General features: G+C 49.6%; 10 protein-coding genes. 5 read left to right on the top strand and 5 right to left on the bottom strand.

Going from position 1 to position 15,169, the window contains the following annotated elements:
• Positions 1-259: 259 nt before the first annotated feature.
• Entirely contained in the window at positions 260-4,183 is a 3,924-nt protein-coding gene (gene hrpA / locus L4174_RS08515) for an ATP-dependent RNA helicase HrpA (RefSeq protein ID WP_248140354.1), read from the bottom strand.
• 203 nt (positions 4,184-4,386) lie between these two features.
• On the opposite strand from hrpA, the gene L4174_RS08520 reads away from it, so the two are divergent.
• From L4174_RS08520 to L4174_RS08535, 4 genes are all read left to right on the top strand, one after another.
• The gene (locus L4174_RS08520; RefSeq protein ID WP_248140355.1) at positions 4,387-4,845 is read left to right on the top strand and encodes a TerB family tellurite resistance protein; all 459 of its coding nucleotides are present in this window, start codon (positions 4,387-4,389) and stop codon (positions 4,843-4,845) included.
• A gap of 329 nt (positions 4,846-5,174) precedes the next feature.
• Entirely contained in the window at positions 5,175-6,863 is a 1,689-nt protein-coding gene (locus L4174_RS08525) for an NAD-dependent malic enzyme (RefSeq protein WP_248140356.1), read from the top strand.
• A 173-nt stretch (positions 6,864-7,036) separates the two neighbouring features.
• Complete coding sequence (locus L4174_RS08530) at positions 7,037-7,774, top strand: vancomycin high temperature exclusion protein (protein ID WP_248140357.1); 738 nt, start codon at positions 7,037-7,039, stop codon at positions 7,772-7,774.
• 306 nt (positions 7,775-8,080) lie between these two features.
• Positions 8,081-9,451, top strand: a complete 1,371-nt coding sequence (locus L4174_RS08535) for a DASS family sodium-coupled anion symporter (protein WP_248140358.1) — start codon at positions 8,081-8,083, stop codon at positions 9,449-9,451.
• A 142-nt stretch (positions 9,452-9,593) separates the two neighbouring features.
• Here the strand turns inward: L4174_RS08535 and L4174_RS08540 are convergent, their stop codons facing one another.
• Positions 9,594-10,568, bottom strand: a complete 975-nt coding sequence (locus L4174_RS08540; protein ID WP_248140359.1) for a Gfo/Idh/MocA family protein — start codon at positions 10,566-10,568, stop codon at positions 9,594-9,596.
• A 248-nt stretch (positions 10,569-10,816) separates the two neighbouring features.
• On the opposite strand from L4174_RS08540, the gene L4174_RS08545 reads away from it, so the two are divergent.
• Entirely contained in the window at positions 10,817-11,899 is a 1,083-nt protein-coding gene (locus L4174_RS08545) for a ketoacyl-ACP synthase III (RefSeq protein ID WP_248141644.1), read from the top strand.
• Positions 11,900-11,976: 77 nt separating this feature from the next.
• Here L4174_RS08545 and L4174_RS08550 read toward each other — a convergent pair whose 3' ends face one another.
• The 3 genes from L4174_RS08550 to L4174_RS08560 form a co-directional block, all read right to left on the bottom strand.
• Positions 11,977-13,236, bottom strand: a complete 1,260-nt coding sequence (locus tag L4174_RS08550) for a DEAD/DEAH box helicase (protein WP_248140360.1) — start codon at positions 13,234-13,236, stop codon at positions 11,977-11,979.
• Positions 13,237-13,339: 103 nt separating this feature from the next.
• Positions 13,340-14,254, bottom strand: a complete 915-nt coding sequence (gene nagK, locus L4174_RS08555) for an N-acetylglucosamine kinase (protein ID WP_248140361.1) — start codon at positions 14,252-14,254, stop codon at positions 13,340-13,342.
• Between the two features lie 139 nt (positions 14,255-14,393).
• On the bottom strand, positions 14,394-15,122 hold the full coding sequence (locus tag L4174_RS08560; protein ID WP_248140362.1) for a tRNA-uridine aminocarboxypropyltransferase: 729 nt from the start codon (positions 15,120-15,122) through the stop codon (positions 14,394-14,396).
• Between the last annotated feature and the right edge of the window lie 47 nt (positions 15,123-15,169).

The following is a 15,169-nucleotide window of genomic DNA, read 5'->3' on the forward strand; positions in this document are numbered from 1 at the left end:
AAAAAGAGTAATCACTCCAATTTTGTATGTTTGAAGCATTATATCAATTCGTTAGACAAGTGAACTTCAAACCGGTTTTTATTCACCCGAAAAGGTACTGCTGCGAAACCAGTGTTTCATGTTGAATATTTATTTATCTTAATTTACTGAAAAATAAATTTACTCAAAAAGCAACCAGAAACAAAATGGCGAGTTTCTCACTCGCCATCTATTGATATATGTTGAAGCATCGATGAAATTTACATGAATAGAATCATCATCAACATTCCGATATTGCATTCCGGACACGTTTATCCGACACCGGATAAGGCGTGCCTAATTGCTGAGCAAAATAACTGACCCGCAATTCCTCCATCATCCAGCGAATTTCTTTCACCTTCTCCGGAACAGGCTGGCCTTTCGGGATCTTATTCAGCAACTCTTGATAGTCATGAGCCACCGACTCAATCTTCAGTATATGCATTCTGTCTTTATTCGGATCGATCGGCAGTTTCTCCATTCTGCGCTCAATCGCCTTCATGTAGCGAAGAATATCCGGCAAACGACGCCAGCCACTCTCGGTCGCAAAGCCTTTAAAGATCAATCCTTCCATCTGGGCTTTGATATCAGACAAAGCAAACGCCATCGTGAAATCGACTTTTCCTTTCAGCTTTTTATGGATGTTAAACGCTGTCGTCAGAATCGATTCAACCTGCTTGGCAATGTCAACGACAGTATCTCCCAACTCGGCACGGACATACTCTTTCAATTCCGCGAAAGCTTCCGTGTCCCAAACCAGACCGCCTTTCTGTTCAATCAGCTTATCCACCCCGCAGGCAATACAGTCATCGATCAGATCCATGACCCGTCCATACGGGTTGAAATAAAGACCTAATTTTGACTTGTTCGGCAGGTTCTCGTGCAGATACTTAATCGGTGACGGCACATTCAACAGGATCAGACGTCGCTGTCCCTGCTGCATGGCGGTACGCTGCTCTTCTTCCGTTTCAAACAGCTTAATCCCGACAGAGTCCTTGTTATCAATAATTGCCGGATAAGCTTTGACTTCAAATCCGCCACGCTTCTGTTGATAACGCTCAGGTAATGCGCCGAAACTCCAGGTCGTCAGTCCATTCTGTTCAATGTCATCATCCGCGACCTGAGACAGGGTTTCCTGAACCTTTTCTTTCAGACTCTCTTTCAGCGCATACAGGTCTTTGCTTTCACGCAATTTGCGGTTGCGGTGGTCCACAGCCCGGAATGTGATCTTCAAATGCTCTGGCACCTGATCCAGATTCCAGTCTTCACGCAAGACAGTGACACCAGTGATTCGTTTCAGTTCTTTTTCCAAAGCATCCAGCAACGGCGCAGACATCGCCTGTACACGAGCCAATACCGCATCAGCATAGTTGGGTGCCGGCACAAAGTTACGCCGTAATGTTTTCGGCAATGACTTGATCAGCGCTACGACCAATTCATGACGTAACCCTGGAATCTGCCAGTCGAAACCGTCCGGCTCAACCTGATTCAGAACAGGCAACGGCAGATGTACGGTCACACCATCGTTATCCTCGCCCGGCTCAAACTGATAACTCAGTTTGAGTTTCAGGCTACCCTGATGCCAGAAGTTCGGATAGTCCAGCTCCGTCACATGGCTCGCATCCCCTCTGAACAGCATATCGCGTTCAAAGTTCAGCAATTCCTTGTCTTTACTTGATGCTTCTTTCCACCAGGTATCAAAATGGCGTCCTGAAACCACAGTATGATCAACCCGCTGGTCGTAAAATTCATACAGGGCGTCATCATCAATCAGAATGTCACGTCGACGGGACTTGTGCTCCAGCTCTTCAACTTCACGCAGCAACTGACGGTTCTGATGGAAGAACTTGTGCTTGGTCTCCCAGTCCCCCTCAACCAGCGCGGAACGAATGAAAATCTCCCGGCTGATCACCGGATCAATCTTGCCGTAATTCACCTTCCGCTTCGGAACGATCGGAATTCCGTACAAACTAACTTTCTCGAAGGCCTGAACCGAAGCTTGTTTTTTCTCCCAGTGCGGTTCACTGTAGCTGCGTTTGATCAGATGCTGTGCCAGTGGCTCAATCCATTCCGGCTGAATTTTGGCTGCAATACGTCCCCAGAGTTTCGAGGTTTCAACCAGCTCTGCCACCATGACCCATTTCGGCTGTTTCTTAAAAATGCCTGAGCCGGGGAAGATATTGAACCGGGCATTCCGCGCGCCCTGATACTCATTCTTCTCCTGATCTTTCTGACCGATATGCGACAGCATCCCCGCCAGCAGCGCCGTATGTACAGCCGGATAACTGGCTGGTTCATCGTTATGACGCAATTTCAGCTCACGGACCACCTGGTGAACCTGGAAGTAGATATCCTGCCACTCACGGACCCGTAAATAATTCAGATAATCACTTTTACACTGCTTACGGAACTGATTGCCCGACAAGGCTTTTTGCTGTTCTTTCAGGTAATCCCACAGGTTCACAAAGGTCAGAAAATCCGAATCTTTGTCATAAAAACGGCGGTGTTTTTCATCCGATGCCTGTTGTTTTTCCAGAGGACGTTCGCGAGGATCCTGAATCGACAGCGCAGATGCAATAATCATCACTTCCTGCAAAGCACCATGCTTCGGCGCTTCCAGAACCATACGTGCCAGACGCGGGTCAATCGGCAGCTTTGCCAGCTGACGGCCAACTTCCGTTAAACGCTTCCGCGGATCTTTGGCATTTGCATTGATAGCGCCCAGCTCTTCCAGCAGACGTACGCCATCCTGAATGTTGCGGTTATCTGGCGGCTCAACAAATGGAAAAGCCTGAATATCACCCAGCCCGATGGCTGTCATCTGCAGAATAACGGATGCCAGATTGGTCCGGAGAATTTCCGGATCCGTAAATTCCGGACGGGACAGAAAGTCTTCTTCAGAGTACAGACGGATACAGACACCCGCTGCAACCCGGCCACACCGGCCTTTACGCTGGTTTGCACTGGCTTGCGAGACTGGCTCAATCGGCAATCGCTGAACTTTGGTGCGGTAGCTGTACCGGCTGATCCGGGCTGTACCCGGGTCAATTACATACCTGATGCCCGGAACGGTCAGTGATGTTTCAGCCACATTGGTCGACAAGACAATCCGGCGGCCGCTGTGTGACTGGAACACCCGGTTTTGCTCGCTGGCAGACAATCGTGCGTACAGCGGAACAATTTCAGTATGTTTCAGGTTTCGTTTGCTCAGTGCATCGGCAGTATCACGAATTTCCCGCTCACCGTTCATGAAGATCAGGATATCACCCATGCCTTCGTCACACAGCTCATCCACAGCATCAAAGATTGCCTGCAGTTGGTCGCGATCGCTGTCGTCACTGTCATCCATCACCGGACGATAACGGACTTCAACCGGATAAGTCCGGCCAGAAACTTCAATAATCGGCGCATTACTGAAATGCTTCGAAAAACGTTCCGGATCGATCGTCGCCGAGGTAATGATCACTTTCAGATCCGGGCGTTTTGGCAGCAGATTCTTCAGATAGCCCAGAATGAAATCGATGTTCAGGCTGCGTTCGTGGGCTTCATCGATAATGATGGTGTCGTACTGATTCAGATACTTATCATTCTGAATTTCTGCCAGCAAGATACCATCGGTCATCAGCTTGACCTGAGTTTTATCAGAAACCTGATCGTTAAACCGAACCTTATAACCAACGGTTGAGCCCATTTCACAGCCCAGTTCCTCAGCAATACGGTTGGCAACGGAACGGGCCGCCAGGCGTCTTGGCTGCGTATGACCAATGGTACCAGTCGTCCCCAGACCCAATTCCAGACAGATTTTCGGCAACTGCGTGGTTTTACCCGAACCCGTTTCACCGGCCACAATCACGACCTGATGGTCACGGATAGCTTTCGCGATGTCGTCTTTTTTCTGACTGACCGGCAATTGTTCCGGATAAGTAATCGCCGGACAGCTGTTCCGGCGGATCTCAACGGACTGCATTGAACGTGCAATGTCCATCGCAATTTCATCGAACACGGCATGTCGGGCCTGTTCGTTCTTAATTTTTGCCGCGCCCTGCACTCGTTTGAGCAGACGGAATCGATCCCGGATCAGGCAATCTCGAATGGCGGCTTTCAATGTTTTTTCACTGTTGCGAACTTCTGTTCGCTCAGATTGAGGCGTTGTAGACTGAGTCAAGTGAATTCCTGCTTGTATCAGTAAGTCGTTCAGGTAAGGAAAACAAGAAGTAACCTGAACATGCTCTTCGTAAAACTGGCGCGATTCTACCACAGACTTCTGTATTCATCAGGCCAGCATCAACATGAAACTCAACAATCTCTTGCATTTTTTCTGACAGGGCTGCAATGATAAATAGGTAAGTAACTAAAAGGGAAATGGCTATGTTCCAGCAATTGCGTATTCTTTTTCGCCAGATCATGAATGATGGCAGTGATGATGGTGCTGTTGATACACCAGCCCTCCATCTTGCAATCGCGTCGTTGCTCTGTGAAGTTGCCAATGCGGACCATAACCGGGATCCCAACGAAGAGACTGCAAAAATCCACCTGCTGATGAAATTGCTCGAAACAGATGATATTCAGGCCAGGACATTGCTGCATGAGGCGCAGACCCGAAGCGAACAGTCGGTCTCGGTGTATGAGTTCACCAGCAAGCTACGTTCTTTATCCGCAGACGATCGCTATCGTCTGATTGAAGCCATGTGGCAGGTCGCTTTCGCAGACGGTATTTTGGATCCGCTGGAAGAAGCCGTTATCAGGCAGGTTTCAGAGCTGATTTACGTTGACCACGCAACGTTTATCAAAGCCAAATTCTCTGCCCAGGCTGGCGCCTCAGAATAGTCCCGCATTATTCTGTTGATGCGACAGAAGCAAACTGAACGGGTGAAGACAGAGTATATTTCTGACAATCACCCCAATAACCAACTGCAACGATACTAATCGACCCGAAATCAGCAAATTACCCCGCCCAAGAAACAAATATCGAACTTTTATCCTGTGATATGGACATTTTTGTGCTGAACTTTGATTTGTTCAACAAAAGTTGAAAATGTTGATCATTTTAACAATATTTTTGAATTTTCTCTTTGAATATAGTGGTTGTTAGGACTACGATGTGCCACTCAATAAAAAGAAATGCCAAAATTTCAGCCGAAAACAGAGTCTATTACATGAAAGACGATAAAAGACCCCTATATATCCCCTACGCCGGTCCGGCCCTGCTAGAAACTCCTCTCCTGAATAAAGGAAGTGCGTTCTCAGTCGAAGAAAGAATGTTCTTCAACCTGGAAGGCCTGCTGCCAGAAGCCATTGAAAGTATTGAAGAACAAACAGAGCGTGCTTACCAGCAATACCTGAAGTTTGATAATGATATGGATAAGCATATCTATCTGCGAAACATTCAGGATACCAATGAGACCCTGTTTTATCGACTGGTTGAAAATCATATCACTGAGATGATGCCAATCATCTACACCCCGACTGTTGGCGCCGCTTGTGAGAATTTCTCCAACATTTACCGCCGTGGTCGTGGTCTCTTTATCTCCTATCCGAACCGTGATCGCATTGAAGATATGCTCAACAATGCATCCCGCCACAACGTAAAAGTGATCGTTGTGACCGACGGCGAACGAATCCTTGGTCTGGGTGATCAGGGCATTGGCGGTATGGGTATTCCGATTGGTAAGCTGTCTCTGTATACCGCCTGTGGCGGGATCAGCCCGGCCTATACCCTGCCAGTTGTTCTGGATGTGGGTACGAACAATCCGCAGCGCCTGTCTGACCCGATGTACATGGGCTGGCGCCATACCCGGATTACCGGCAAAGAATACGATGACTTTGTTGATGAATTTATCCAGGCAGTGAAACGCCGCTGGCCAGATGCGCTGATCCAGTTTGAGGATTTCGCACAAAAGAATGCGATGCCATTGCTGGAACGCTACAAAAACAAAGTCTGCTGCTTCAATGATGATATTCAGGGAACGGCTGCCGTCACTGTCGGCTCTCTGCTGGCTGCATGTAAAGCGGCTGGCAGCAAACTGTCTGAACAACGTGTCACCTTCCTGGGTGCGGGTTCAGCAGGCTGCGGGATTGCAGAAGCCATCATTGCACAAATGGTGTCTGAAGGAATTTCTGAGAAACAGGCGCGCAGTCAGGTCTTCATGGTAGATCGCTGGGGCTTACTGCTGGACGACATGCCAAATCTGGTCAATTTCCAGAAGAAACTGGTTCAGACCCGTCAGAGTGTGAGCGAGTGGGAAACCGATGACAGCAACATCTCCCTGCTTGATGTGATGCGTAATGGCAAACCGAACATTCTGATTGGCGTATCTGGTGTACCAGGCCTGTTCAGTGAAGATGTGATTCGTGAAATGCACAAACACTGTGAGCGTCCGATCATTTTCCCGCTCTCGAACCCGACCAGCCGTGTGGAAGCCATGCCTGCGGATATCATCCGCTGGACAGACGGACAGGCGCTGGTGGCAACTGGTTCTCCATTCGAGCCTGTCGTCTATAACGGCAAAACCTACCCGATTGCCCAATGTAATAACAGTTACATCTTCCCGGGTATCGGACTGGGTGTGCTGGCTGTCGGCGCACGCCGCGTCACCGATGAAATGCTGATGGAAAGTAGCCGTGCGCTGGCTGAGTGTTCACCGCTGGCGATTAACGGCACTGGCGCATTGCTGCCACCACTGGAAGATATCCAGAATGTATCTCGCCATATTGCATTTTCCGTGGCGAAGAAAGCGGTTGCACAAGGTAAAGCGCCGAAGAATACAGATGAGCGTATCAGGGAAAAGATTGAAACGAACTTCTGGGAATCCGGCTACCGTCGTTACAAACGGACATCATTCTGATAAATATGCTGCACGTTTGATGAAAAACCCGCCAATGGCGGGTTTTTTGTTGAATCGCTCACCAACCCAGCGAAATCGTCATCATGTATGACCAGATTTTTACACAACATTATCAACGGATTAAGGTACACTTAATGAAATAAATTGAGGTGATTTATGCGTTTTAGACCATTATGAAGCTGCGTTCAGTTCTGCGATTTGCAGCCATCTTTCTCATCATTCTTTTTGGATTGTTTCTGGTACTCGACCGTTGGGTAGCAGCGACAACAGCTGATCGTATCTACACAGAAACAGCGGAAGTGCCTGCACGGACCGTTGGTCTGGTTCTGGGAACCAGTAAATACATTGCCCACAACCTCAACCCTTATTACAACTTCAGAATGGATGCTGCTGTCCGGCTGTATCGGGAAAAGAAGATCCAAATCCTGTTGCTCAGCGGCGATAATGCACACCGCTCATACAATGAGCCCTGGACCATGAAACGTGACCTGCTGAAAGCCGATATTCCTGATGAAGCCATCGTCCTCGACTATGCTGGTTTCCGGACACTGGACTCTGTCATTCGCGCCAAAGATGTCTTTGAAGCCAGCAGCCTTACCTTCATCACCCAACAGTTCCATTGCGAGCGAGCCCTGTTTATTGCCGCCCACAAGAATATTGATGCGATCTGTCTCGCGGTCCCTCAGCCCCGCGGACTGGCTGGTTTTAAAATCAGACTCAGAGAAGTATTTGCCAGAGTGAAAGCCTGGCTGGACCTTTACATTCTGGACGAACAGCCCCGCTTCCCGGGCCCGAAGGAACCTATTTTCAGTCAACCGTCTTTTGCTGAACCTCAGCAAGAGCCGGCATCACCCGAGCCAGTCCTGCCGCCGCTCCGGCAAGAGCCTGTCCCACCCGGTCAGCAACAGTAAGCGACGAAAATCGCTCAGGCTCAAGACGTTACACCTTTCGGCATGACCTGAAACAGGCAGAACCTGTCTGGCTTTCAGCCAACCGGCAGCATCCCATAACTACAGTTCTGACAATAGTGGGTGGATTCCCACACATTCAAAAAACACCACGTCACAAAAGCTGCCTCTTCTCACCTGAGCGCCCACAAACGCGTTAACAAACGATTAAAAAAATGCAACATTTCACACCGACGACACAAAGTGATCACAAATTCGCTTCGTGAATAACCGACATATGATAACAACAGTCAATCTGAAGGAACCTCTATGACAGCCTTAGCACTCACACTGAAACAGTGGCTGTTTGATCGAAACAGCCTGATTCTGCTCGCAGATATCGCCCTCTTTTTTGTTCTGCTCAATACGCTGCCCGTTGATAAAAACGTCGCAATAGGTTTGAGTATTCTCGCCTTTGTCGCCGTGTTATGGCTGACAGAAGCCGTCCACGTCAGCATTACCGCTTTGCTTGTTCCCCTTTTGGCGATTGGTTTTGGCGTGTTCAACACCTCTGTTGCACTGGGTAACTTTGCCAACCCGATTATTTTCCTGTTTCTGGGTGGTTTTGCACTGGCTGCAGCACTGCGAAGCCAGGAACTGGATAAAGCCATTGCAGATAAAGTTCTGCTCATGGCGAAAGGCAAAATGTCTGTCGCCGTCTTCATGTTATTTGGTGTCACAGCCGGTCTGTCAATGTGGATCAGTAACACCGCCACGGCTGCAATGATGCTGCCGCTCGTGCTGGGTGTTCTGGCAAAAGTGGATGCTAAAAACCAGCGCAATACCTATGTCTTCGTTCTGCTGGGTGTGGCGTATTGCGCAAGTATTGGTGGTATCGCAACACTGGTCGGCAGCCCGCCGAACGCGATTGCCGCAGCAGAAGCAGGTCTGAGCTTTACTGACTGGATGATGTTCGGCCTGCCAGTCACCATTGTTATGTTGCCACTGGCCGTCACGGTTCTTTACTTCCTGCTGAAACCGGATCTGAACCACACCTTCGAACTGGACCACAAACCCGTGGCGTGGACGAATGGTAAAAAAATTACGCTGGCAATTTTCATTCTGACCGTTTGTCTGTGGATTTTCAGTAAGCCAATCAATGCCATGCTGGGCGGACTCAGCAGTTTTGATACGCTGATCGCGCTGTTTGCTATTGCGCTGTTGGGTGCCTCACGGGTCGTAGAATGGAAACAAATCGAGAAAACCACAGACTGGGGTGTACTGCTGCTGTTCGGGGGTGGTATCTGCCTGAGCAATGTTCTCAAACAAACGGGAACCAGTGTCTTCATGGCGAACAGCCTGAGCGGCTTCCTTGATCAGGCCGGTATGCTGTATTCCATTCTGGTGATTGCTGCTTTCGTCATTTTCCTGACCGAATTTGCCAGTAACACAGCCAGTGCGGCGCTGTTAGTCCCAGTATTCGCATCAGTCGCAGAAGCGCTCGGTGTATCTCCGGTTCTTCTCTCTGTCCTGATTGGTGTGGCTGCTTCTTGTGCCTTCATGCTGCCGGTTGCAACGCCGCCAAATGCCATTGTGTTCGGTTCAGGCCACATCAAACAGAAAGAAATGATGCGCGCCGGTGTTTACCTGAACATCGTCTCCATTGCATTCCTGACCGCCGTGGCTTACTTCTTCTGGTAACCACTTCGCATAGCATCATCACAAGATCCCCTGCCGTTTCGACGCAATCACATCGAATCGTCAGGGGATTCATACTCATGCTTTTAACAATCTCTTCGATTTCCGGTGGCCAGACGGCCACCTTTTTAACGCCTGATTTCTATTAATCCGCTGGGTAACGAACACCAATGATATCCCGGGCTTTCGTCATCACACTGTGAACAATACGGCTGCGTTCCAGCCCTGAATGCACGTACATTTCATCTTCGATTAACTGGGCAAATGCCGCGGCTTCATACTGCATAGTATTTTTTGCCTGATATCGTGACAACGTCACTTCAGGTTCATTTTTCCGGTAAATTACGACCTTTTTGCAATCCGCGATCGCATCAATCACCAGAGTGCCCTGCTCGCCCTGAAGCTCACAAGGGAGCATACTGTCGCTGACCTTCGAGTGACTGATCACCGCATCAAAGTCGCCATAGTGCAAAACAAGCGTGCCATGCGCGTCCACTCCGGAGTCCAGTAATGTTCCCTGAGCGGTAAAACTCATCGGCTCGCCAAATAGTGCAATCGCCACACTCAATGGGTACACCCCAATATCCATCAGAGAACCATTCGAAAATTCAGGGTTAAAGGTGTTCGGATTTTCACCATTGAGGTATTTGTCATAACGGGATGAATACTGACAAAAATTAAAATAGGCTTTCCGCAGACGGCCGATTTTGTTCAGACTGTTACGAATCACTTCAAAATTGGGAATATAGGTTGTTTTCAGTGCTTCAAACAGAACGACATTGTGTGCTTTCGCCAGTGCAATCAGTTTGTCCACTTCTTCAATATTCGAAGCCATCGGCTTTTCAACAATGACATGCTTCCCGGCCCGGATAAACAGCTCTGCCTGCGCGGCATGCAGTGAATTGGGGCTGGCAATATAGACGGCATCAATCAAATCACTGTTTGCCATGTCTTCAAGCTGGTCAAAGCAATGTCTGATGCCATGTTTTCTGGCAAAGTGCTCGGCATGCTCTATTGTTCTTGAATAAACAGCTGTCGGATTCAATTTTCCGGTTTGCAGCACAGCCTCAATAAAGCGGTCTGTGATCCAGTTTGTGCCAATGGTGCCCACGCGTATCATGACTTCAAGGTTCCTGCTGACAATTTTATTCATTTCATTATGCATGGAAGACACTGCGCGTAAACGCCAACGCTTTGATAACGAGCACAAATCTCTGGCCTGATTGCTTGGAGTCACCCAGTGCTTGGAGTAAGATAACAAACTGAATGTAAACTCTTTCGACGATGTTCCTGCATTTTAGCGCAGAGAAGACACCCGAATTCATAATCAGGCTTATCAATTGCCTGAAATCATAATCAAAACAGAGAATCGCTATGTACCACGCTGAAATTACCGGTTGGGGCAAGTGCCTCCCTCCCGCAGTACTGACCAATGATGAACTCAGTCAGTTTGTCGATACCACTGATGAATGGATTCAGACCCGTACCGGTATCCAGGAACGTCGAATCAGCCATGTTGACACATCCAAAATGGCCGAAGTTGCAGCGACACACGCACTGGCGGCAGCTGGCCTGACTGGCAGTGACCTGGATTTGATCATCATTGCGACCTGTTCTCCGGATACCTTACTGCCAAACATTGCCTCTAAAGTCGCGCGCGAACTGGGCGCACAACGGGCTGCAGCATTTGACATAAACGCTGCATGCACCGGCTTTCTGTACAGTCTGGAAACCGCAACACGTCTGATTCAGCTGGGGAATTACCGTCATGCGCTGGTCATTGGTGCTGAGCGTCTGTCCTGGCTGATTGACTGGAGTAAACGTGATACTGCCGTGCTCTTTGGTGATGGTGCCGGTGCGGTCGTCCTGAGCCGGACTGAAGAAAACACTGGCCTTCAGGAGTCGCAACTGGGCTGTGATTCTGAAGGGCGTGATGTACTGGCGATTCCAGATTTCGGGACATCCATGGATCGTTTTGATCCGGATCCGGGACACTTTACATTTAACTTTGTCGGCCGTGAAATTTTCCGCCGGGCTGTCCGCGGCATGGGCTCAGCCGCCAGCACTGTCCTGGAGCGTGCAGGACTGAGTAAAGAAGACATTGATGTTGTGATTCCTCATCAGGCGAATAAACGCATTATTGAAGCGCTCTGCGATCATACCGGCATTCCGTTAGAGAAAGCTTTTGTGAACATTCACCGCTACGGCAATACCTCTGCGGCCACCGTGCCGATTGCGTTGTGCGAAGCCGTCGAGCAAGGGTTCATCAAACCAGGCAATACGATCCTGTCTGCAGCTTTTGGTGCGGGCCTGACCTGGGGTGCCAGCATTATCCGCTGGGGACAACGTGTCACACCAATCGCCCAGTCTGACGCGACGCTGCCGCCTTGCGAGCAAAGCGCCAGAGAAATCATGCAAAACGCAATTGATCATTGTACCGGTGTGAAATAAATCTGTTTCCGCCTCTTATAAAAAAGCCACTCAAATCTGAGTGGCTTTTTGCATGTTTCATATCAGCATGGCACAGCTTAACGTCTTGCTGAGCGCTTGCCTCTGCCCTGATGGACTTTGAGCTGCTTCTTCATGCGGCGCTTATCTGCCGAGCGTCCTTTCGGGGCATGCTCAGGCGGTGCAATCAAGGGATCCGGTTCATAGCCTGCCAGCCATTCCTGAGGCAAACGGGTATCCAGCAAATCTTCAATGGCTTTCAGCGCCCATTCTTCATCCAGACTCATCAGCGACACTGCCAGACCTTCACTGCCCGCACGGCCTGTTCGCCCGATACGATGCACGTAATCCTCTGCCTGAAACGGCAGATCGAAGTTCACGACATATGACAGCTGCTCAATGTCCAGTCCTCGCGCTGCAACATCAGTCGCAATCAGTGCACGGATCTGGCCTGATTTGAAATCATCCAACGCCCGCTGTCTGGCCCCCTGGCTTTTATCACCATTGATCGATGCCGCTTTGATACCGTCCAGTTTCAGCTCTTTAACCAGCGCATCGGAGCCTTGCTTGGTTTTGGTAAACACCAGCACCTGATCCCAGTTTCGGGAACCAATCAGATAAGCCAGCAACTCAGCTTTACGATGCTTATCAACCGGATAAACAATCTGCTTCACGGTTTCTGCCGTGGTGTTGGCTGGTGTCACTTCTATGACTTCAGGTTCTTTCATCATCCGGTAAGCCAGTTCTTTCACGGCTTTCGAGAACGTCGCAGAAAACAGCAGTGTCTGACGCGGCGCTTTCATCCGTTTCAGAATCCGCTGAATCTCTTCCTTGAAGCCCATATCCAGCATGCGATCCGCTTCATCGAACACCAGATAGTTCACCTGACTGAGATCAAGGTTGCCCACATGCACGTGATCCAGCAACCGTCCCGGTGTGGCAACCACTATATCCGGTCTTGCTCTCAGTGCTTTGGTCTGCACACTCATGCTGGTCCCGCCGTAGACGGCTACAGATGTCAGCGATAAATCATCGGCATAAGCGGCCAGATTATCCTGAACCTGCTGAGCCAGTTCCCGGGTCGGGGTCAGAATTAATGCCCGGACAGGTGCGGCATGGTTATCACGCTGTGGCAACTCAGACTGAATCAGCATTTGTTGCAGCAAAGGCAAACCATAAGCGGCGGTTTTTCCTGTGCCAGTCTGTGCAGCCGCCAGCACATCTTTACCTGCAAGCACCGCAGGAATCGCCAGTTGCTGCACCGGCGTCGGCTCGGAAAACCCTTGCTTTGTAATTGCAGATAAAATTTCAGCCTGAAGCCCTAACCCGGAAAACGCCATATTGCCGCCCTGAATACGAAAAAGCAGGGATTTTATCCCTGCTGGTTCAACTTGCCAATAAAAAAGCACCCGCCCGGGTGCTTTCAACCTTTACGAACTGCGATCAGGCTGTTTTGATATTCAGGAATGCCGCACCGCGAACACCACCAGCATCACCGTGTTTGGCTTTGATGATTTTCGGTACACGTGCCACAGACAGCAGATGTTTTGGCAGACGCTTCGGCAAGGCTTCATACAAATAATCAAAGTTCGACAGACCGCCACCCAGCACAACCACGTGCGGATCAAGGCCGGTCAGCAAGCCGCCCAGACAAATCGCCAGCAATTCGACAAACCGTTCCACGTGTTCAACAGCTTTCGCTTCGTCTTGTCGGAAATGCTCAATGATCTCAATTGCCGGAATTTTTTCACCATAATAATGGGCATAAAGCTGTTCAAAGCCACGACCTGACAGGTAGTTATCGATACAGCCCTTGTTATCGCAACCACAGGTGAACAACGGCGCTTTCTCGCCCAGATGGAACCAGGCATCGATAGGCAGACGGGTATGACCCAGCTCGCCGGCCACATGATTCTTCCCGGAGAACACTTTGCCATTGAATACGAGCCCACCGCCGAATCCTGTTCCCAGAATCAGCCCCAGCACGGATGGCTCATCACGCAGCGCTTCATCCCATGCCTCTGACAAAGCAAAACAGTTAGCATCGTTATCAATACTGACGCTTCGACCAAGACGGTTTTCCAGGTCCCGACGTAAATGACGGCCTTTGGCCGCAGGAATATTCGACGTCAGCACCGTGCCATCTTCCGCATCTTCCATGCCGGGAATGCCGATACCAATCTGACCTTCACAGCCAAAGGTTTGATCTGCTTTTTTGATCAGCGCCACCAGCGTATCAATCAACGCTTCGTAATCATCGCCAGGCGTTGCAACACGCTCTGATGCAACACGTTCCAATTGTTCGTTGAAAGCACCAAATTCAATTTTGGTTCCCCCAACATCGAAGCCGTAATACATTGTTGTCTCCATTATTTTACGCTGTGAAAATTATCCATACATCCGGGGCTACAGACTGTGATAGATGCCTTATTTAGTTATCAATCAATCAGCGTCAGTGCACATTTAGTGAAAGCAAGTCCTGAAAGCGCGGGCAAAATTACTCCACTACTCTTGGCTGAAATTCCTGTTGTAACTGCCGGATAGCTGAATCCTCGGGTAACGGACGATTCAGCTTACCCGCCAGATAACTTTCCCGGAACACATCAAACCAGAGGTCCAGAATTCTGGCATTCTCCTGCTCACCAAAAACATCGACGATACGGGCCGCCACCTCTGCCGTCCCCAGCTGATTATCTTTCACCGCTTCACGAACCTGATAACGGGACCGCGACTCCGGAGAAATTGACAGCATTAGGAATTGATTGAGATACGGACTTTTCCGGAACATCTTTTTGGCTTCCGCCCAGCTCCCGTCCAGCAGAATAAACAAAGGACGTTTTCCCGGTGCCAGCGTCACTTCTTCTGCCACACGTTCAGGCTCGCCATACTCCGCCGGAAAAATCACGTATGGCTGCCACTGCGGATCAGCCAGGACTTCAAGCATGGCCGGATCAGGCTCAGTGCGAGACCAAATGTAGGCAAATGTATCAGGAAACAGATCGGCAATCAGACGGCCAGTATTGCTGGGCTTCAGTACTTCGTCATCGTACATGATCAGCATGAAGGCAGCTTCAGATTCAAGCTGAGGCTTGAGCTCACAAATACACAGGTGCTCTCGGAGCATACAGAATTTACAGCGTGCGACCTTACCGCCCCGGGCCAGAAATGGACGGGTCGAACGCGCCAGGCGTGCGTCATAGAGGCTATGTACAGCGTGTATACGCATTGCAATATTATCCGGAAATAAAAAACGCCAGCATTCTACTGGCGTTG

This window comes from Photobacterium sp. CCB-ST2H9 (genome assembly GCF_023151555.2).
Classification (GTDB): domain Bacteria; phylum Pseudomonadota; class Gammaproteobacteria; order Enterobacterales; family Vibrionaceae; genus Photobacterium.

Excerpts from the sequence above, each read along its gene's own strand:
- L4174_RS08520 (WP_248140355.1), top strand. The coding sequence starts at position 4,387 with ATGTTCCAGCAATTGCGTATTCTTTTTCGCCAGATCATGAATGATGGC.
- L4174_RS08525 (WP_248140356.1), top strand. The coding sequence starts at position 5,175 with ATGAAAGACGATAAAAGACCCCTATATATCCCCTACGCCGGTCCGGCC.
- L4174_RS08530 (WP_248140357.1), top strand. The coding sequence starts at position 7,037 with ATGAAGCTGCGTTCAGTTCTGCGATTTGCAGCCATCTTTCTCATCATT.
- L4174_RS08535 (WP_248140358.1), top strand. The coding sequence starts at position 8,081 with ATGACAGCCTTAGCACTCACACTGAAACAGTGGCTGTTTGATCGAAAC.
- L4174_RS08540 (WP_248140359.1), bottom strand. The coding sequence starts at position 10,568 with ATGATACGCGTGGGCACCATTGGCACAAACTGGATCACAGACCGCTTT.
- L4174_RS08550 (WP_248140360.1), bottom strand. The coding sequence starts at position 13,236 with ATGGCGTTTTCCGGGTTAGGGCTTCAGGCTGAAATTTTATCTGCAATT.
- nagK (WP_248140361.1), bottom strand. The coding sequence starts at position 14,254 with ATGTATTACGGCTTCGATGTTGGGGGAACCAAAATTGAATTTGGTGCT.
- L4174_RS08560 (WP_248140362.1), bottom strand. The coding sequence starts at position 15,122 with ATGCGTATACACGCTGTACATAGCCTCTATGACGCACGCCTGGCGCGT.